19 protein-coding genes, 1 pseudogene and 1 riboswitch are annotated in these 17,665 nt (G+C 61.1%); of the genes and pseudogenes, 15 read left to right on the top strand and 5 right to left on the bottom strand.

The window, feature by feature from the left end; translation table 11 throughout:
- Nucleotides 1-25 precede the first annotated feature (25 nt).
- From AB1576_02810 to AB1576_02780, 7 genes are all read left to right on the top strand, one after another.
- The gene (locus tag AB1576_02810; GenBank protein ID MEW6080723.1) at nucleotides 26-901 is read left to right on the top strand and encodes a branched-chain amino acid ABC transporter permease; all 876 of its coding nucleotides are present in this window, start codon (nucleotides 26-28) and stop codon (nucleotides 899-901) included.
- Nucleotides 902-910: 9 nt separating this feature from the next.
- Nucleotides 911-1,948, top strand: coding sequence for a branched-chain amino acid ABC transporter permease (locus AB1576_02805; GenBank protein ID MEW6080722.1), 1,038 nt, complete (start codon nucleotides 911-913; stop codon nucleotides 1,946-1,948).
- Entirely contained in the window at nucleotides 1,948-2,709 is a 762-nt protein-coding gene (locus AB1576_02800) for an ABC transporter ATP-binding protein (protein ID MEW6080721.1), read from the top strand. The genes AB1576_02805 and AB1576_02800 overlap by 1 nt, the downstream gene beginning before the upstream one ends.
- Nucleotides 2,710-2,711: 2 nt before the next feature.
- Nucleotides 2,712-3,416: an ABC transporter ATP-binding protein gene (locus AB1576_02795; GenBank protein ID MEW6080720.1), complete on the top strand. Its 705-nt coding sequence runs from the start codon at nucleotides 2,712-2,714 to the stop codon at nucleotides 3,414-3,416.
- Between the two features lie 83 nt (nucleotides 3,417-3,499).
- Complete coding sequence (locus AB1576_02790; protein MEW6080719.1) at nucleotides 3,500-4,675, top strand: ABC transporter substrate-binding protein; 1,176 nt, start codon at nucleotides 3,500-3,502, stop codon at nucleotides 4,673-4,675.
- Nucleotides 4,676-4,730: 55 nt separating this feature from the next.
- A complete protein-coding gene (locus tag AB1576_02785) occupies nucleotides 4,731-5,471 on the top strand; it encodes an SDR family NAD(P)-dependent oxidoreductase (GenBank protein MEW6080718.1) in 741 nt (246 codons plus the stop codon).
- Nucleotides 5,472-5,486: 15 nt separating this feature from the next.
- On the top strand, nucleotides 5,487-6,218 hold the full coding sequence (locus tag AB1576_02780) for an SDR family NAD(P)-dependent oxidoreductase (GenBank protein ID MEW6080717.1): 732 nt from the start codon (nucleotides 5,487-5,489) through the stop codon (nucleotides 6,216-6,218).
- Between the two features lie 185 nt (nucleotides 6,219-6,403).
- Here the strand turns inward: AB1576_02780 and AB1576_02775 are convergent, their stop codons facing one another.
- Genes AB1576_02775 through AB1576_02765 form a run of 3 tightly spaced genes read right to left on the bottom strand, consistent with a single transcriptional unit; the run spans nucleotide 6,404 to nucleotide 9,663 of the window.
- Entirely contained in the window at nucleotides 6,404-7,189 is a 786-nt protein-coding gene (locus AB1576_02775; GenBank protein ID MEW6080716.1) for a serine protease, read from the bottom strand.
- A gap of 49 nt (nucleotides 7,190-7,238) precedes the next feature.
- Entirely contained in the window at nucleotides 7,239-9,056 is a 1,818-nt protein-coding gene (locus AB1576_02770; GenBank protein ID MEW6080715.1) for a DUF2207 domain-containing protein, read from the bottom strand.
- A 49-nt stretch (nucleotides 9,057-9,105) separates the two neighbouring features.
- On the bottom strand, nucleotides 9,106-9,663 hold the full coding sequence (locus AB1576_02765; GenBank protein MEW6080714.1) for a LemA family protein: 558 nt from the start codon (nucleotides 9,661-9,663) through the stop codon (nucleotides 9,106-9,108).
- Nucleotides 9,664-10,260: 597 nt separating this feature from the next.
- Here AB1576_02765 and AB1576_02760 point away from each other — a divergent pair.
- A complete protein-coding gene (locus tag AB1576_02760) occupies nucleotides 10,261-10,575 on the top strand; it encodes a type II toxin-antitoxin system RelE/ParE family toxin (GenBank protein MEW6080713.1) in 315 nt (104 codons plus the stop codon).
- Nucleotides 10,576-10,581: 6 nt separating this feature from the next.
- Here the strand turns inward: AB1576_02760 and AB1576_02755 are convergent.
- A pseudogene (locus AB1576_02755) lies at nucleotides 10,582-10,939 on the bottom strand (HNH endonuclease signature motif containing protein).
- Nucleotides 10,940-11,070: 131 nt separating this feature from the next.
- Nucleotides 11,071-11,173: riboswitch (TPP riboswitch) on the top strand.
- A gap of 114 nt (nucleotides 11,174-11,287) precedes the next feature.
- On the opposite strand from AB1576_02755, the gene thiT reads away from it, so the two are divergent.
- Together thiT and AB1576_02745 are read left to right on the top strand one after the other, a co-directional pair.
- Nucleotides 11,288-11,797 carry an energy-coupled thiamine transporter ThiT gene (gene thiT, locus AB1576_02750; protein MEW6080712.1) on the top strand — a complete coding sequence of 170 codons (510 nt, stop codon included), beginning with the start codon at nucleotides 11,288-11,290 and terminating at the stop codon, nucleotides 11,795-11,797.
- Nucleotides 11,798-11,799: 2 nt separating this feature from the next.
- Entirely contained in the window at nucleotides 11,800-12,498 is a 699-nt protein-coding gene (locus AB1576_02745) for a methyltransferase domain-containing protein (GenBank protein MEW6080711.1), read from the top strand.
- A gap of 20 nt (nucleotides 12,499-12,518) precedes the next feature.
- Here the strand turns inward: AB1576_02745 and AB1576_02740 are convergent, their stop codons facing one another.
- Complete coding sequence (locus AB1576_02740) at nucleotides 12,519-13,316, bottom strand: IclR family transcriptional regulator (GenBank protein ID MEW6080710.1); 798 nt, start codon at nucleotides 13,314-13,316, stop codon at nucleotides 12,519-12,521.
- A 226-nt stretch (nucleotides 13,317-13,542) separates the two neighbouring features.
- On the opposite strand from AB1576_02740, the gene AB1576_02735 reads away from it, so the two are divergent.
- The 5 genes from AB1576_02735 (at nucleotide 13,543) to AB1576_02715 (ending at nucleotide 17,659) form a co-directional block, all read left to right on the top strand.
- The gene (locus AB1576_02735) at nucleotides 13,543-14,055 is read left to right on the top strand and encodes an ECF transporter S component (protein ID MEW6080709.1); all 513 of its coding nucleotides are present in this window, start codon (nucleotides 13,543-13,545) and stop codon (nucleotides 14,053-14,055) included.
- A 78-nt stretch (nucleotides 14,056-14,133) separates the two neighbouring features.
- On the top strand, nucleotides 14,134-14,970 hold the full coding sequence (locus tag AB1576_02730) for an energy-coupling factor transporter ATPase (GenBank protein MEW6080708.1): 837 nt from the start codon (nucleotides 14,134-14,136) through the stop codon (nucleotides 14,968-14,970).
- Nucleotides 14,967-15,818 carry an energy-coupling factor transporter ATPase gene (locus AB1576_02725; GenBank protein ID MEW6080707.1) on the top strand — a complete coding sequence of 284 codons (852 nt, stop codon included), beginning with the start codon at nucleotides 14,967-14,969 and terminating at the stop codon, nucleotides 15,816-15,818. Before AB1576_02730 ends, AB1576_02725 begins: the two co-directional genes overlap by 4 nt.
- 11 nt (nucleotides 15,819-15,829) lie before the next feature.
- Nucleotides 15,830-16,675, top strand: coding sequence for an energy-coupling factor transporter transmembrane component T (locus tag AB1576_02720; GenBank protein MEW6080706.1), 846 nt, complete (start codon nucleotides 15,830-15,832; stop codon nucleotides 16,673-16,675).
- A 6-nt stretch (nucleotides 16,676-16,681) separates the two neighbouring features.
- Nucleotides 16,682-17,659 carry a P1 family peptidase gene (locus AB1576_02715; protein ID MEW6080705.1) on the top strand — a complete coding sequence of 326 codons (978 nt, stop codon included), beginning with the start codon at nucleotides 16,682-16,684 and terminating at the stop codon, nucleotides 17,657-17,659.
- Nucleotides 17,660-17,665 lie beyond the last annotated feature (6 nt).

Genomic DNA, 17,665 nt, shown 5'->3' with positions numbered 1-17,665 from the left:
CTAGGCCGGACAGGAGGTGAAGGCATTGGAGTATTTCCTTAGCCAGCTGGTGAACGGCTTGGCCATAGGTAGCGTGTACGCGCTGATCGCCGTGGGGTACAGCATCATCTACGGCATACTGCAGCTGATGAACTTCGCTCATGGGGACGTGTACATGGTGGGCACCTTCATCGCGCTATCCCTCATAGTGGCCACGCAGAGTGTCTTTGTCACCGTGGTGCTGGCTTCGCTGGCCGGGGCCATGATCGGCGCCAGCATTGAGAGGGTGGCCTACAGGCCGCTCAGGGCAGCTCACAGGGCAGCGCCCATGATCAGCGCTGTTGGGGCAGCCCTGATCCTGCGGAACAGCGCCCAGCTGATGTGGGGAACCAAGACCTACCACTTCCCCTCGCTGCTCCCCTCCAGGTTCATACACCTAGGGGATGTGGGTGTCTCCACGTTATCCGTGTCCATCTTCGTGATAGCCCTGGTTCTCATGACGGTTGTAGGTATCACGGTACAGAAGACCAAGATAGGCATGGCTGTTAGGTGCGTCTCCCAGAGCATTCCCACGGCCTTGCTCATGGGTATACCGGTGAGCAAGATCATCACCGTGGTCTACGCCATCGGGGCTTCCCTGGGTGTCGCCGCAGGCATCCTCTTTGCCACGTACTACAACAGCGTGTTCATCGGCATGGGCTTCCTGGGGACCATGAAGGCCTTCACAGCAGGGCTCCTTGGGGGACTGGGCAACATCTACGGCGCCTGCCTGGGAGGCATCCTCCTGGGGGTTATCGAGGCCATGAGCTCCGGCTTCATATCCTCCGCCTACAGGGATGCCATCAGCTTCGGCGTTCTCATCGTCGTGCTGATCCTCAAGCCGTCAGGCCTCCTGGGCACGCAAATATCGGAAAAGGTGTAGGTGAAGCCAATGAAGCAGAACGACCATGCACCAAGACATGAGGTCAAGGCGCACACCGTCGCTTATCTTGTATGCTTCCTTTTGGTGCTCGCCATCCCCCAAGTGGTGAATAGCGCCTACACCCTCCGAGTGATCAACATGATAATGCTCTACAGCATACTGGCTCTGGGACTCAACCTGGTGGGGGGCTACTGTGGGCAGCTCTCCCTGGGCCACGCAGCCTTCTACGGCATCGGGGCCTACACCTCGGCGCTGCTCACCATGAACCTGGGCTGGCCCTTCCTTCCGGCCCTGGTGGTGTCGGCGCTCTTTGCCTGCCTCTGGGGGCTCATACTGGGTGTGCCCACGTTGCGTGTATCCGGTGACTACCTGCTCATAGTCACCATCGGTTTCGCGGAGATCGTCCGCATCGTATTCACCAACTGGGTATCAGTGACCAGGGGACCTATGGGCCTCCCGGGTATCCCTGGCGTCAGCATAATGGGATTTACCTTCCGGACGGGCACCCACTACTACTACCTGTTCCTTGCGGCCCTCATCATCACGGTCCTGGCCATCCACCGGCTGGTGAACTCCAAGGTTGGGCGGGCCTTCATAGCCATCAGGGAAGACGAGACCGCTGCTAGCGCCATGGGGATCCACACCACGTACTACAAGGTGATAGCCTTCGCCACCGGTGCACTCTTCGCGGGTATGGCCGGTAGTTTCCTTGCCCACTACCTCAAGTTCGTGGGTCCCATGAACTTCACGCTGGACGAGTCCCTTCTCATGTTCCAGATGATAATCCTGGGGGGTCTTGGCAGTATTAGCGGCTCAATCCTCGGGGCGGCCATCCTGGTGGTAATCCCCGAGGTCTTCCGAGGCATCTACGAGTACAGGATGCTCATCAATGGCTTGATCATGGTGGCGCTGATGATATGGCGGCCCCAGGGCCTCCTGGGCACCATGGGAGGCGCCAGGAAGGCTGGCTCCGCCGGGAAGGCTCTTCAGAAAACGGTGGCATCCCTGTTTTCCGGGGGAGCCGCATCGGGGCAGGTGAAACGGTGATGGAGATACTCCGGGTGGAAGGTCTCTGCAAGTGTTTTGGCGGCCTTAAGGCCGTGTGGGAGGTCTCTTTCCAGCTAAACGAGGGGGAGATCCTTGGGATGATCGGCCCCAACGGCTCCGGCAAGACCACGGTGTTCAACCTGATCACCGGGGTCTACAAACCCACTGGCGGGAGCATCAGATTCCAGGGCGAGAGCATAGGGGGCCTGCCCTCCTACCTCATAACCCAGAAGGGCATGAACAGGACCTTCCAGAACATCCGGCTCTTTGGGACCATGACGGTCTTGGACAATGTCCTCGTGGGAATGCACTGCCAGATAAAGGCCACCCTTGCTGATGCGCTGGCCAGGAACAAGAGGCACAGTGAGAGCGAGAGTCAGGGTGTCCAGAGGGCCATGGAGCTCCTGGACTTCATGGGCCTTGGCGACCGGACCCACGAGGTTGCGGCCAACCTGGCCTACGGCGAGCAGCGCAGGCTGGAGCTGGCCAGGGCCCTGGCGAACCAGCCCGCGGTACTTCTCCTGGATGAGCCGACAGCGGGGATGAACCCAAACGAGGCCGCCATGATGATGCAGATGATCCGCAGTGTCAGGCAAAGGGGGATCACCGTATTCCTCATCGAGCACAACATGAAGGTGCTCATGGGCATATCTGACAGAGTCATAGCGCTGGAGGCGGGAAAGAGGATCGCCGAGGGAGAGCCCCAGACCATACAGCGGCATCCACAGGTCATCAAGGCATACCTAGGGACGGAGGGGTGACGATGCTTACCCTACGAGACGTGTCAGTCCGCTATGGTAACATCGAGGCCCTGAGGGGCGTTTCCCTGGATGTGAAGCAGGGAGAGATAGTGGCCCTCATCGGTTCAAACGGTGCGGGCAAGTCCACCCTCCTCAAGACCATTTCGGGGCTCTTGAGACCATGGAAGGGCAGCATAGAGTACCTGGGGTGCCCTATTGAGAAGAAGTCCCCGGAGGAAATCGTCCGGATGGGCATCAGTCACTGCCCCGAGGGGCGAAAGGTCTTCCCGCGTTCCACCGTCTACGAAAACCTCCTCATGGGGGCCTATATCCGGAACGATGCCACGGCTGTCAAGGCTGACATCGAGAAGTTCATGTGCCGTTTTCCCATCCTCAGGGAACGGAAGGCCCAGATCGCAGGAACCCTGAGCGGGGGAGAACAGCAGATGCTGGCGACCAGCCGGGCGCTGATGTCCCGGCCGCGCCTCTTAGTCCTGGACGAGCCCTCAATGGGGCTGGCGCCCACCATAGTGAAAGAGGTTTTCAAGATCATCGAGGAGATCCGGCACGAGGGGACCACGATTCTCCTGGTCGAGCAGAACGCGTTCATGGCCCTGAATACAGCGGATAGGGCCTACGTCTTGGAGACAGGTGAGATCGTCAGGCAAGGGGATGCCAAGGAACTCCTGTGTGATGACTTCGTGCGACAGTCCTACCTAGGAGAGTGAGATTCCCAGGATGAAAGGGGTGATGCTCGGGTCAAGAGAGCCTTGGGGAGCCGATCCACAAGAACAGATAGGGGGCTTGGAAAGTGTACAAGAAGGTTACATGGATAGTAGTCGTCTTGATCGCATCGCTTCTGGTGTCCCTGGCAGGTTGCGGTGGGCAGCCTTCCGGAGAAAACGGCGGCACCGAAGAAATGCCCGGCGAGCAGGCTCAGGAGAAGATCTACATCGGTGTGGCCGGACCCCTCACGGGTGACAGTGCCGTCTACGGAGAGGGCCTGAGGAACGGCGTGCTCTTCGCGATAGAGGAGATCAATGCTTCTGGCGGCGTGAACGGTAAGATGTTTGAAGCCGTTATAGAGGACGACAAGGGTGATCCCAAAGAGGCCGCCAACGTCGCGCAGAAGTTTGCCGGGGATGACAGGCTCTTCTGCGTGGTAGGCCATGTGAACAGCTCCTGCACCCTGGCGGGCCTTCCCATCTACGATGAGGCTTCTCTCACCGTGGTGTCCGGAAGCTCCACTGCCATGGCCATTACCCAGCAAGGATACCAGAAGTTCTTCAGGACCATCTCCCATGACTACCTGCAGGGACCGCAGATGGTGAAACTGGCTGCCCAGACCCTGGGACATAAGAAGCTGGCAGCCATCTACGCCAACTCGGACTACGGGCGCGGCCTCATGGAGTCGGTTGAGGCCTCCCTGGCTACCTACGGGGCCGAGCTCGTTGCCTCCGAGACGTACGTGCCCAACGTGGACAAGGACTTCAGCCCTCAGATCACCAAGATCAAGGCGGCAGGCCCTGACGCCCTGCTCATCCTGGGCGACTACACCGAGGCTGGCTTGATAGTGCGCCAGATGAAGACGGCTGGCATGGAAATCGACAGGATAGGTGCTGCTGGAGTGCAGAGCCAGACCTTCATCGAGCTGGCAGGGGCTGACGCTGCCGAGGGCACGCTGATCCTGGCCTACTGGGATCCCTTCCGCCCGGTGCCCGAGGTCAAGGCCTTCGTAGATGCCTTCAAGGCCAAGCACGGTACCATCCCAGACGAGCGTGAGGCCTACGGCTACGAGATCCCCTTCATCCTCAAGGCCGCTATTGAGGAGGGCGCCACCAAGGAGACCCTCCACGAGGTGTTAAGAGGGATCGAGTTCACCGGAGCCACCGGCTACACCAAGTTCGACGAGAGGGGCGACGTATCCGAGAAGGACCAGGCTGTGCTGGTGGTCAAAGATGGCCAGCTGGCCTCCTGGGTACAGTAACAGGCCGCCACAGGGGCGCCCCGCGTGGGCGCCCCCTCTTGAAAGGGTGGAGAGAATGTCCTTTGCGGGAAAGGTTGCTGTGGTCACGGGGGCTGGCAGCGGGATAGGCCAGGCTGTGAGCCAGGTCCTGGCAGGGGAGGGTGCACTTGTAACGGGCTTGGACGTCAGTGATGAACGGGTAAAGGCCCTGGCTGGGCCACTCGAGGAGCGCGGGGGTAGGGCCTTCAAGGTGGATGTGTCGGACTCCTTTGCCGTGGACCAAGCCTTCGAAGAGGCCCTGAAACGGTGCGGCAGGTTGGATTTCCTCGTGAACAACGCGGGCTTTTGCCACGAGAGTGCCCTGGATGAGATGAGTGATGATGACTGGAACCACCTTATCGCTGTCCACCTGTCAGGGGCCTTCTACTGTTGCCGGGCCGCCATCCCGCACCTCAGGAAGACCCGGGGCTCCATCGTCAACATGAGTTCCATCTACGGCATGGTGGGTGCCCCAAGATACTGCCACTACTCCGCGGCCAAGGCGGGGCTGATGGGGTTCACCAAGGCCTTGGCCAAGGAGTTGCTGCCTGACAGGGTGAGGGTGAACGCCCTGGCGCCGGGGAGCGTGATGACGCCCCTCCAGGATCACCTGGACCCCAAGGTGCTCCAGGCAAAGATGGAGGCTCACCCCTGGGGCCGGTACGCCACACCAGAGGAGATCGCCGGATACGTCCTGTTCTTGCTTTCAGATAAGTGCGACTACCTGACCGGCCAGGTCATCAGCCCTAGCGGCGGGCAGATGTTCGTGGGTATATAGGGGAGGTGCTTTGACTTGAGTGACAGGCATTCCCTGGTGACAGGGGCTGGGAGCGGGATCGGCAGGGCAATAGCCCTGCGTCTGGCCCAGGAAGGCCCGGTAAGCGTGGTGGACGTGGTGCCTGAGAGGGCCTCGGCGATTGCCCAGGAAATCCAGTCTCTAGGGGGCAAGGCGGTTGCGGTCCCTGGCGACATATCCCTTAGGCCAGGCGCAAGAAAGGTGATCCAGGGCGCCATGGAGGCCCTGGGGCCCGTTCACATCCTGGTGAACAATGCCGGGATCTATCCTGCCGGAGACTTCCTGGACATCAGCGACGAGGAATGGGACCGGGTCATGGACGTCAATGTCAAGGCCGTGCTCTACTGTTCCCAGCTGGTGCTCCGGGAAATGATAGACAAGGGTATCCACGGTTCCGTTGTGAACATCGCCTCCTGCGACGGCAAGAAGCCAGGACCAAGGATCACCGCCTACTCAGCCTCAAAGGCGGTGGTGATCAGCATGACCCGGTCCATGGCTGCGGAGATGGTGGAATATGGCATCCGGGTCAACGCGGTGGCCCCGGGATGGGTGGGCACCCCCAACATACTCTCAGGGGAGCGCTGGAAGGACGCCATCAAGATCATCCCCATGGGACGCCTGGCTGAGCCCGAGGAGATAGCGGATGCCGTGGCCTTCCTGGCCTCGGATGATGCCCGCTACATAGTGGGCGAGACCCTAAACGTAAACGGAGGCCTGTTGATGGATTAGGCGCGTGCCAGGATGCTCGTTGGGCCTAGACACCTGAGCTAGCCTGGATCCATGGCAAACCCGGCACACCTGTACACCAGGTGTGCCTCTTTGACAAGCCTGGGGCTCCGCTCGTGCGGGGGTGCGGCCGCGTGATGCCGGGGATGACACACGGGGCTTGGGCTAAGGCCCTTTCTATGGGCTTGTCACTGGGCATCCCACATCTCCAGGAGGTCCCACACGCACACCACAGGCACTGCCAACCCTGCCACTGGCTCGCTCCTGGAGGCGAAGATCACCCCTACCACTGTCCCGTCATGCGCGAAGACGGGGCTCCCGCTGCTTCCAGGGTAGACCGAGGTCTCTATGACCACTACCGGGAAGTCCCTGGCTGTTACCGTGCTACTCAGGGTTCCCCGCACCACGCTGCCCCGGCTGTCCAGGGGGTTCCCAACGATGAACACGTCCTCGCCAGGGGAAGGGGGGTCAACGCTGAGGGTGGCTGTGGGGAGAGATGAGCCTTCCAGGCCAAGAAGGGCCAGGTCAGCGCTGGGGTGGATCAGCCAGGTGCTCGCGGGGAGACTACGGCCGTCCAGGAAGGTGACGATGACAGCCGCTGCGCCATCAATGATGTGGCGGTTCGTCACTACCAGGCCGCTCTCATCTACATTGAACCCGCTCCCCCTGCGCTCAGGGCCGGTTCCCTCGGGGAGTGCGCGGACATGCACCACAGCACGCCCGGCCTCCCTGATCACGGGGTCGGCCGCGAGTTCCCTTGACTCCCTGACGAAGCGTGGGAGGGTGAAGGGGTATGCCCTGAGGAGGCCCGCCGCAGCCAGCAGTGCGAGAGCCAGGACCACAAGGGCCGCTATCCCTCGCCGGGCAGGGGTATAACGAGGGGGCAGCCCATCCTCTTCGCCCCCTCCCTCCTGCAACTCATCCCAGTGTGGAGGGTCGTCCTCCGAGGGTTCCTTCCGGTACCATCGTCTCACAGCGGATCACCTGCCCATGGCTAGGCCCTAGGGGTGGGACCGTGGCACTCTACCTTACACCGCCCCCGCCGCCACCCATCCCGCCGCCGCCCCCGCCGGAGAAGCCACCGCCCCCGCCAGGGCCGGAGGAGGACTTGCTGGCAGCTAAGCGCAAAGATTGCTGGATGCCGCTGTTCATCCGCTGGGTCAAGGCCTCCAGCGTGGCGCCAATGCCAGGCGCCCCAGCAGCTCCGGCTCCGTGCGCGTACCACCCATACCCGAAAGTATGTGTGCCATCTTGGAGGTCGCGGTAGACTACCTTTAGCTGCCTTATCACCTCTGACGCCACGCCCAGGGTAATAGCGTACACCAGGTAGTGCTCCCAGATGACCAGGGAGGGGAGCTCGTGGCGCCTCATCTCAGAGAAATGGAGCAGGAAGCGGCGGAAGGCCCGCCAGCGGGCGAAGTCCTCAGCGCCCTTCTCCGACCGCCTCCGGAGGAACAGGCCGCTCACCGCCAGCAGGATGCCTCCCGCCACCAGCCCTATTCCCGCGGCGTGGCTTCCCAGGGCGAAGGCACCCAAGGCCAGCATCGCCAGGAGCGCGCCCAGGGCCACCTGGAGCACCTGAATCGCCTTAACGCTGGAATCGAAGAATCCTAGAGCCTTCCCCTGGTCGGACAGGAGGGCCCTCCAGCCCTTCCAGAAGTCAAAAAAGGCATGGTGACGGGCCCGGGCAAACCCCTCGATCTCTCCGAAGGTCACCTGATCCGTCCGGGTCACCCGGTCAAAGAGCAGGCCCATAACCGCTGCCTCGTGGACCTTCAGCCCGGAAAAATCGTTCCTAAGCCTATGAACCCTGTAGTCCACCTGTCCTCTCTTGAAGAGTCCCTTTGGCTCAGGCTGCAACTCCTCCAGGCTGAGCCAGCCGCGGCGCGCCAGGTCAACGATGGTCGCTGTGAAGTCCTCTGGACCTGGAGCGCCGAAGCGCCAGAGCACCCCCAGCTCACCCGGGGTGTAGTCGGCGGGGAGTTCCCGGTAGTAGTCTCCCTGGAAGCACGGGGTGTGTTCCTTTCCATAGCGGAGCCAGGTATAGAAGGCCAGGAGGGCGCAGGCAAGGAGGGCCAGGGCCCCCAGAACCCAGTCGAAGCGCGCCAGGAGCCGCTGCCGGTTGGCCTGGGAGGCCCACCTTTCCTCCTCATCCAGGATGGTATTGAGGGCCATTACTCCAGTATGGTGATCGCTCAGGGGGACCAGCCCGGTGGGAAAGGTGACCCGACCCTCCAGGAACGTGTTGGCGGGAAGCGGGTTTGCCTCCCAAACCACCTCCCGGAACCCAACGATGCTGACCTCGCCGTGCAGCGGGCCGTGTCCCCATGCCCGCAGGTCCTCCCCCTGGGTCCCTGGCGGAAGGGTGAGACGCACCCGGACCTGGTCGGTCCCGGCCTCCCACTCGTCCCCCACGAACTTGTAGTAGACCTCCGCCACGTCTTCATGGACCAGCACGGCGTTGGCCACCCGGTAGCTCAGCACGAAGGTCCGGGTCTCAGAGTAGGCCTGGAAGCTCCAGTCGATGTAGAACCTGCCGGGTTCGTCCCTCGTGAAGTAGGTTCTGGCAGGCCCGTACGTGGATCCCGGGTTATACTCGTAGGGGATCCCGTCCTCCTCGACGCGGGCTTCCAGGACCTCCATGCCCGGTGACTTGTTGATCCACTGGTACATGCCCTGGGCGCTTCCGGTGAACTGGACGGTACGGCGCTCCAATACCGTCATGGACCCGTCTTCCAGGACCTCCGCCTCTATCTCCAGGCGGAGAAACCTGTAGGAGGGTGCAGCGAACACTGCCGCCCCGGGCATCACCGCACTCGCCAGGGCGAACGCCAAAATCAAGAGCAACGCCCACCTAAGCCGCATTGCAGCCTTCATCACAGCATATCCCCTACCCGAAGTTGACCTTCACGGGCCCCCGGGCCTCAGGCTCAGATTCGAGGCTGAAGTACTCTGCCATGCCGAAGCCAAAGGCCCTGGCCACCAGGTTGGAGGGGAAGGTCTCAACCCGTGTATTCATCTTCTGGACCGTGTCGTTGTAGAACTGCCTGGCGAAGGCAATCTTGCTCTCAGTGCTAGCGAGTTCCTCCTGGAGGGAATGGAAGTTGGCGTCTGCCTTGAGCTGCGGGTAGTTCTCCGCTACAGCGAAGAGGCTCTTCAAGGTGCCGGTAAGCATGTTCTCAGCGCCAGACTGCGCCTCCACCCCGCTGGCGGCTATGGCCTTTGCCCTGGCCTCGGTTACCCTCTCGAAGACCTCCCGCTCGTGAGAGGCGTATCCCTTGACGGTTTCCACCAGGTTCAGTATGAGGTCGTAACGCCTCCTGAGCTGGACATCCACCTGCGCCCAGGCGTTCTTAACCCTCTGCCTGAGCGTCACAAGGCCGTTGTAAGAAACCATCACGTAGAGTCCGGCGAGGATTAAGAGGCCGATGAGTACAGGAGCCAGCATCTTGGGCCCTCCCTTGATTGTGCTTGATTGCGGCTGGGTGCCTTGAAGTCCTCACAGACACATCCTACGTCTATGATACCCGGGCAGACAACGCCAGAGCCCCGGCGCAGGGACCCTTTCTCCAGAGGGTTTCGCCCTGGGGTATCCACTTCCTCTAGATGGCCAGAATCTCACCAGTTCCGGGAAGGACTGCCACAGCCGCCCCCTGCTTCTCCGCCTGCAGCTTGGGCGAGAAATCCTGGGCCGGGGATACCCCCTTCAGTTTCACCAGGCGGGGATGCCACGCTGAGGATCGACGCTCACGAGGGGATGAACATGGTCCGGCATACTCCATTTCAATGGTCCTTGCCCAACACTCCTTTGCCACCTTGTAGATGCTCTCCTTCAGGCGGCATTTCGCGGGAACGGACAGTACATTGCACTTGTACTTGGGGCGCGCACCACTAGGTACTTGCAGGGATAGACGATGCTTTGGGGGAGAAGCTCGCCTCATGACGGTATCATGCGGGGGTTTACTATATAGTGCATGCCACCTTAACCCCGATACGCAAAGAACGGGCTTAGAACGGCAGTTTTACATTCGACAAGAGATACCCGATGGCAAAATATAGGGTTGATGTATCGGAACCCGCCGAAAATGACCTGCGAGATATCGTCCGCTATATCTCCGCGCAATTGCCGGCTCCGATGACTGATCTGAAGATAATGAACACCATTGAGGAAGCTATCACAGGTTTAGCTGACATACCACACAGTTGCCCTCCTGTTACGGATGAAAGGTTGGCCTCAATGGGCTACCGCAAACTGATTATAAAAAACTATATTGCCTTCTTTACAATTGACGAAAAGGCCAAAGTCGTTGACGTTGAGCGTATCCTATACACAAGGCGCGATTGGCTTCAGATTCTGTAACGGTCATTACTTTCTCTGCCAGCGTCCGCTTTCACGGGCAGTAAGCTCGGAGTGGCAGGAGGTAACAGTGCCATGAGGTTTTCGTCATCGTTGGTGTCTCCCTGCGCCAGTGGCTTAGTGTGTTGGCCTTCCTGAATTGGTGTAACTCGCCCCTGTTCTAAGCAACGTTCGCAGAGCGGATACGCTACGCGGTAGTAATCGCGCACCTTTCGCCACGTCCGGCCGTAGAGCTTACGCGTCGCAGGGTTGCGCTGGTAGCGTCGTATCATTTTGCTTCTTCCTTAGCGTGCTCCCCGCAGAACCTGCCGTCTGCCAGCTTCGGACAGCCAGGGTGTGAACAAGGACGCTTGGGTCTGTATGGCATCGAGTCACCTCGCTTCGGGCAAGAAGCCTCCCGTGGGGGTTCCCCGCAAAGGCTCTTTTCCGCACCCTTAGTCTGTTCGAAGGAACCAGTGAAAAGATGGAGAATAAAAAGAGGCAGTATCATATAACGCATAGCGCCCACAGGGGAGCCAAGGCTGAGACGGGCTCACAAGGAGCCCGACCCTAGGAACCTGAACTGGGTAATACCAGCGTAGGGAGTGGGACAGAGTGAGTCACGGCCGGTCTCATCATTGACCGGCCAAGGCCGCCGCCCGCTCGTGCCTGGCGGCTTTTCCTTTTGCCCGAGGCACGACCCAGCGGCTCCTGGGCGCCAGGAGGTGCCAAAGGAATGAAGAGGTTTTCCGTGAGAGTCTTGGCGGAGATAGGGTTGGCTGGAGCCCTCTCCATCGTGCTGAGCATGTTCGACTTCTACCGGATGCCCCAGGGAGGAACAGTGAATCTGGCCATGCTTCCCGTGTTTGTCCTTGCTTTCCGGCGGGGTCCCGCCGCAGGGGTGGCCACAGGTGTGCTGGCCGGTGCCCTGCAGATGCTGGTGGACCCATTCTTTGTCCACCCCCTCCAGGTAACCCTGGACTACTTCCTGGCCTGGGGAGCGCTGGGCTTGGCCGGGTTCCTGCCCGGCAGCATCCCCCTGGGCATACTCCTGGGCTCCGCCGGGCGGTTCGTTTTCCACTACATCTCGGGTGTGTGGTACTTCGCCCACTTTGCCCCCGAAGGGATGGCGGCGTGGCACTACGTGTCGGCCTACATCCTATCTCACCTGCTCCCTGCCTCGGCGCTCTCGGCGATTGTGTGCATGATACTGGCAAGACGACTGAAGGTCCGTGAGAAGAATTGACCATGGAGTCCCTATTTGACTCCATTGCGTCGGAGTATGACCGCTGGTACGAGACCCCCATGGGCAGGTACGTGGACCGGGTGCAGAAGAGGGCCATGATGAAGATGGCTAGGCCGAACAGAGGGGAGAAGGCCCTGGACCTTGGGTGCGGCACAGGCAATCTCACGGAGGTCCTGTGCAGATTGGACCTAGAGGTTGCCGGGATCGACGCCTCAGGAGCCATGCTGGCCCAGGCCTGGAGGAGGCTGGCTGGGTACCCCGGGGTTAGACTGGTTCATGGGTTCATGGAAGATGTGCCCTTTGAGGATGGGGCCTTTGACCTGGTGACCGCCCTGGTGTCCCTGGAGTTTGCCAGGGATGCCAAGGCGGCTCTCCGGGAGGCCTGCCGGGTTACCCGCCCCCAGGGCCGTGTTGTGGTGGGATTCCTCAATGCCGAGGGGCCCTGGGCCGTCCACTACCGCAGGCTTACAGAGGCAGGAGAGGCCCCTCTCTTTGCTGAGGCCAGGTTCTTCACTGCCAGGGAGCTGGAGGCCATCTTTCCCCCGGGGCGCACCGCGATGCTGGCGGCCCTGTGGTACAGGCCGGAGGCCGGAGGAAGGGTGCGGCCAGCAGACCCGCTCAGGGAATGGCTGGGAGGGCTCACGCGGGCACGCGGCTGGAGTTTCGGGGTTATGCGCTGGCAGAGAAGCAGTGTGATATGAGCGGGGAGAGGGGCAAGGGGTCAGCGAGAACCCGCCATCCCGGGGGTGTTGAGGTTCGCATCCCGGAACCCCAGCCCCCGGGAGATGCTCCGGGTCGCGGTGAGCAGAACCTGGGCCACGCTCTCGATGCGGCCCGGTGTCAACCTGACGGAGGGCCCCGCGACGCTCAGGGCGGCCACAGGCCTGCTGTGGTAGTCAAAGAGTGGTGCTGCCACGCAGCGGATTCCCTCAATGTACTCCTCATCGTCAACGGAGTAGCCCTGCTCACGAATGACCGGCAGTTCCCTCCGCAGGGCTTCGCTATCGGTAATAGTCCTGGCTGTGTACCGCGAAAAACTCAGCCGCCTCATGATGTCCCGAGACTCCTGGGGATCAAGGAAGGCCAGTATTGCCTTGCCCAGGGCACTGCAATGCGTGGGAACGCGCCTTCCAATCTGGAGGTCCATCCTCAGGGGCTCTGAGCACTCGATACGATCAATGTACACGATCTCCAGGCCGTCAAGGAGCGCAAGGTTGACGGTCTCCCTGGTGAGATCCGCCAGTTCCTGCATGGGCCCCAGCGCGACATTCCTCAGGCCCATCCGGTTCAGCACGGCGCTGCCCACCTCGAAGGCCTTGATGCCCAAGGCGTACCTGCCTGGAGAGGAGGACTGCACGTAACCCCCCTCCTCCAAGGTGGCCAGCAAACGGTGGACGGTACTCTTGCTCAAGCCCAGTGCCCTCCCCAGGTCACTAACCCCCAGGTCGGCTCTGTTCTGAGCCAGGGTTTCCAGTATGGAGAGGGCACGCTTCACCGACTGGACCAAGTTGCTCGACACCGTCCTTTGTGGAAGTTACCCTCCCTGATTCGGCACAGGCCACCCAAACCCTCTTGCAAAGAGCCACGAGAATCCCCAAGGATATTGCCTGGGGAAAGAGGAATTAATCTGGTATCGTAGAATCAATCCTCGATAATACGGAAAGGCGTACCACAATACGGAACGGGCATCGCGAAACAAGAAAAGGAGGTGAAAACTGGTGACCCTCAGCGTCAGAAAGATCGTCATGTCGGGAATTCTCGGAGCCATCGCCATTCTCCTGGGTGTCACGGGCCTCGGCTTCATTCCGGTGCCGACGCCAGCAGCCCATGCCACCATCATGCATGTTCCCGCCATCATTGGCGGTGTGGTGGAAGGCCCAGCTGTCGGGGCCATAGTGGGCTTCATCTTCGGACTCTTCAGCTTCCTCAGGGCGACCACTCCTCTGTTCGCAGACCCGCTCGTCGCCATCTTGCCTCGGATCTTCATCGGCATCACGGCCTTCCTGGTCTACGTCCCGCTTCGCAAGGTCAATGAGGCGCTGGCCCTGGTGGTGGCGGCTGTCGTGGGCACGGCCACCAACACCATTCTGGTGCTTGGTATGGCCACAGTCCGTGGCTACCTGCCAGGCAATGTGTCTGTTGCCTTAGGGATTACCCACGGTGTGCCCGAGATCGTGGTGGCAGCCATCATCGTCTTGGCAGTGGGCCTAGGCCTCAAGAGATTCACCGGATCAACTGGCAAAGTGCAGAAGTCCTGACAATAGCCCGAGATAGTGGTGGGCCGCGGGGCTTTTGCCCCGCGGCCTACGTCCGTCGCTTTGTGGGGGTGAGTAGACATGATCAAGGTCGAGGATGTGTTGTTCCAATACGGGGCCAGCACCCCAACGCCGGTGACAGCCCTCAACCACGTGAGCCTCAAGGTGAGGGAAGGGGAGTTCCTGTGCATTGTGGGACACAACGGCTCTGGCAAGTCCACCCTGGCCAAGAGCCTTAACGCACTGCTTACCCCAACCTCGGGGCACATATGGGTGGATGAACTGAATACCAAGGAGAAGGGCAGCATCAAGCAGGTGAGACAGCGTGTGGGGATGGTGTTCCAGAACCCCGACAACCAGCTGGTCTCCAGCACAGTTGAAAGGGACGTGGCCTTTGGCATGGAGAACCTCGGGCTTCCCAGGGAGGAGATGCAGAGGCGTCTTGAGGAGGCCCTGAACATAGTGGGTATGACGGAGTTTGGCAGGTGCCCCCCCCATCTCCTCTCCGGCGGGCAGAAGCAGAGGGTGGCCGTGGCTGGGGTGTTTGCCATGCGCCCCAAGTACATGATCCTGGATGAGGCCACCTCCATGCTAGACCCCAGCGGCCGGGAGGACGTCATGAAGACGGTGCTCCGCCTGAACCGCCAGGAGGGCCTCACAGTCATCCACATAACCCACCTCATGCAGGAGGTGGTTAATGCGGACAGGGTAATCGTCATGGAGAAGGGCGAGATCGTCATGGAGGGAACCCCCCGGCAAGTCTTCCGGGATTCTGAGAGGCTAAGGCAACTGGATCTGGACGTCCCGCCCGTTACTGACCTGGGCCAGCGCCTGGCTGCTCAGGGCTACCGTGTACCCCTTGATGTTCTCACCATTCCGGAACTGGTGGGCACGTTGAAGGGAGGTATAGCCCCGTGATCAAGACGGAGAACCTCTGTCACACCTACATGGAGGGAACCCCTTTCCAGCAGGAGGTCCTGTTTGACATCCATCTGGAGATCCTGGAAAGGCAGATGGTGTGCATCATCGGCCCTACGCGGTCAGGGAAGTCCACGCTGATCCAGTACTTCAACGCACTCTATGTGCCCAAGCGTGGCAAGGTCTGGGTATCCGGGATGGATACCTCCCGAAGGGACCTGGATCTCAGGTTGATCCGCCGCACCGTAGGCCTGGTGTTCCAGTATCCTGAACACCAGCTCTTCGCTGACACGGTAGGAGAGGATATCGCTTTTGGCCTTAAGAACCTGGGCATCCCCAGAGACGAGATGGACGGTAGGATCCAGGCTGCCCTGGAGACCGTCGGGCTTGACTACAAGACCTTCAGAAACCGCTATATTATCGCCCTGAGCGGGGGGCAGAAGCGCCGTGTAGCCTTGGCTAGCGTAATCGCGCTAGGGCCCAAGGTGCTAATCCTTGATGACCCCACCGCTGGCCTGGATCCCCGGGGGAGGCGTGAGATCCTCTCGATTATCCGGGACCTGCACCGGGACGGGATGACCGTGATCATGGTGTCCCATAACATGGAGGATGTGGCCGCCATGGCCCAGCGGGTTGTGGTGATGAAGGCCGGGCGGATCGCCCTAGACGGGCCTCCTGGCGACATCTTCTCCAAGGTAGAGGAGCTCAAGGCCATGAGTCTGGGGATCCCGCAGGTAACCGAGGTCCTGTGGGCCCTGAGGTCTGGCGGGTACCCCGTGGAAACCCGTATCTTGGACCCTGGATTGGCGGTCCGGGAGATCGAGCGGGCTGTACCTAAGACGGGTTAGGAGGGACCGGGATGGAACTGGGGAAGAACGTAACCATAGGGCAGTTCGTGGATAGGGACTCTCAGGTCCACCGGCTGGACCCTCGCACGAAGATAGTCTCTCTCATACTTCTCCTAATTGGGCTCTTCATGACCAAGACATACCTGGGTTACTTCACCTTCTTCGTCCTGGTGTTCCTGCTCATAAGGGCGTCCCGGCTCCCCCTGGGCTACACCCTTTCGGGGCTGAAGCCCATGCTGCCCGTCCTGGTGATCCTGTGGGTCTTCCAGCTGCTCTTCGGCGGGAGCGCCCACGAGGGTAGCCCCATACTGTTCCAGTTCAGCTTCATCACGGCTACGCTGGATGCCCTTCACCGGGGGACCATGAGCATCCTCAGGGTGATTATCCTGGTTTTGCTTACCTCCATTCTCACCCTGGCAACGGATATTGTGGACCTCACAGACGGCGGCGAAGCCCTGATGCGCCCCTTCCAGAAGGTGGGCCTGCCGGCCAATGAGCTGGCGATGGTATTTACCATTGCGCTGCGCTTTGTGCCCACACTGGTGGATGAGCTCGAGAGGATCATGAAGGCCCAGATCGCCAGGGGTGCAGACCTGGAGACAGGCAACTTCATCGGGCGGACCCGGAAGCTCCTCCCGCTCTTAATCCCATTGTTCTACAATTCCTTCCAGCGGGCGGAGGAACTCATCCTGGCCATGGACGCCCGTTGCTACACAGGGGGGAAGGGTCGCAGCAAGCTGGTGCAGCTGAGGTTTGGAACCGCGGACTATATTGCGTTGCTCCTCATCATACTCTTCGATATTGGAGTGCTGATCCTCGCTGGCCGGATACCTGCCAGCCTCATCCTGAAGGGGTGATTTTTCGTGGAGTGGGTGACGCCTGAGATCGGCGGCTTCCTGGTGGGACACGCCACAGACCCAGAGGGCCTGACCGGCTGCAGCGTTGTGCTGTGTGCCGAGGGAGCCGTGGCGGGTGTGGACGTGCGGGGCGCGGCCCCCGGCACCCGGGAGACGGACCTCCTTAGGCCGATGAACCTGGTGGAGAGGGTACACGCGGTGCTCCTGTCAGGGGGGAGCGCCTTCGGGCTGGACGCTGCCGCCGGGGTCGTGCGTTTCCTGGAAGAGCGAGGCATAGGGTTTGACACGAAGGTTGCCAGGGTTCCCATCGTCCCTGCTGCGGTGCTCTTTGACCTCGGATTGGGGAGCCCTAAGTCAAGGCCTGATGCGGCCATGGGCTACAGGGCATGTGAGGCGGCCCGGGAAAGACCCGGGGAGGAAGGCAACGTTGGAGCGGGTACTGGGGCCAGCGTGGGGAAGGTAGCGGGGCCCGGCCTTGCCATGAAGGCAGGTTTGGGGATGGCCTGCGCCCGCTTGGCCCGGGGGGTGAAGGTGGCCGCTATTGTGGCGGTGAATGCCTTTGGGGACGTCCTGGACTACGCCAGCGGGAGGATCCTGGCGGGCGCGAGGAAACCCCTTGTAGGAGGGTTCCTCAACACCCTCAATGCCATGACCACGGAACTGGGCCAGCGGGCGCTGGGTTTTTCCAGCAACACCACGATAGGCGTGGTGTACACCAACGCGGTCCTGGACAAGGAGGGCGCCAACAAGGTGGCCCAGATGGCCCACGACGGGCTGGCCCGGTCTATTGTGCCCGTGCACACCATGTTTGACGGCGATACGATCTTCGTCATGTCCCGGGGAAAAACCCAGGCAGATCTGAGCACCATCGGTTCCGTGGCGGCCCTGGCGGTTGCGGAGGCGGTGAAGAGGGCAGTGCTGAAGGCGGAGCCCGCGGGGGGGCTGCCTTCTGCATCCAGCCTCCACGGCAGCGATGGAGGGTGATGGCAA

Source organism: Bacillota bacterium (genome assembly GCA_040754315.1).
Taxonomy (GTDB): Bacteria; Bacillota; Sulfobacillia; order DUSP01; family JBFMCS01; genus JBFMCS01.
This window is presented reverse-complemented; position numbering and strand designations above follow the sequence as displayed.

Excerpts from the sequence above, each read along its gene's own strand:
- AB1576_02720 (MEW6080706.1), top strand. The coding sequence starts at position 15,830 with ATGGAACTGGGGAAGAACGTAACCATAGGGCAGTTCGTGGATAGGGAC.
- AB1576_02805 (MEW6080722.1), top strand. The coding sequence starts at position 911 with ATGAAGCAGAACGACCATGCACCAAGACATGAGGTCAAGGCGCACACC.
- AB1576_02735 (MEW6080709.1), top strand. The coding sequence starts at position 13,543 with ATGTCGGGAATTCTCGGAGCCATCGCCATTCTCCTGGGTGTCACGGGC.
- AB1576_02730 (MEW6080708.1), top strand. The coding sequence starts at position 14,134 with ATGATCAAGGTCGAGGATGTGTTGTTCCAATACGGGGCCAGCACCCCA.
- AB1576_02760 (MEW6080713.1), top strand. The coding sequence starts at position 10,261 with ATGGCAAAATATAGGGTTGATGTATCGGAACCCGCCGAAAATGACCTG.
- AB1576_02765 (MEW6080714.1), bottom strand. The coding sequence starts at position 9,663 with ATGCTGGCTCCTGTACTCATCGGCCTCTTAATCCTCGCCGGACTCTAC.
- thiT (MEW6080712.1), top strand. The coding sequence starts at position 11,288 with ATGAAGAGGTTTTCCGTGAGAGTCTTGGCGGAGATAGGGTTGGCTGGA.
- AB1576_02800 (MEW6080721.1), top strand. The coding sequence starts at position 1,948 with ATGGAGATACTCCGGGTGGAAGGTCTCTGCAAGTGTTTTGGCGGCCTT.
- AB1576_02745 (MEW6080711.1), top strand. The coding sequence starts at position 11,800 with ATGGAGTCCCTATTTGACTCCATTGCGTCGGAGTATGACCGCTGGTAC.
- AB1576_02795 (MEW6080720.1), top strand. The coding sequence starts at position 2,712 with ATGCTTACCCTACGAGACGTGTCAGTCCGCTATGGTAACATCGAGGCC.
- AB1576_02785 (MEW6080718.1), top strand. The coding sequence starts at position 4,731 with ATGTCCTTTGCGGGAAAGGTTGCTGTGGTCACGGGGGCTGGCAGCGGG.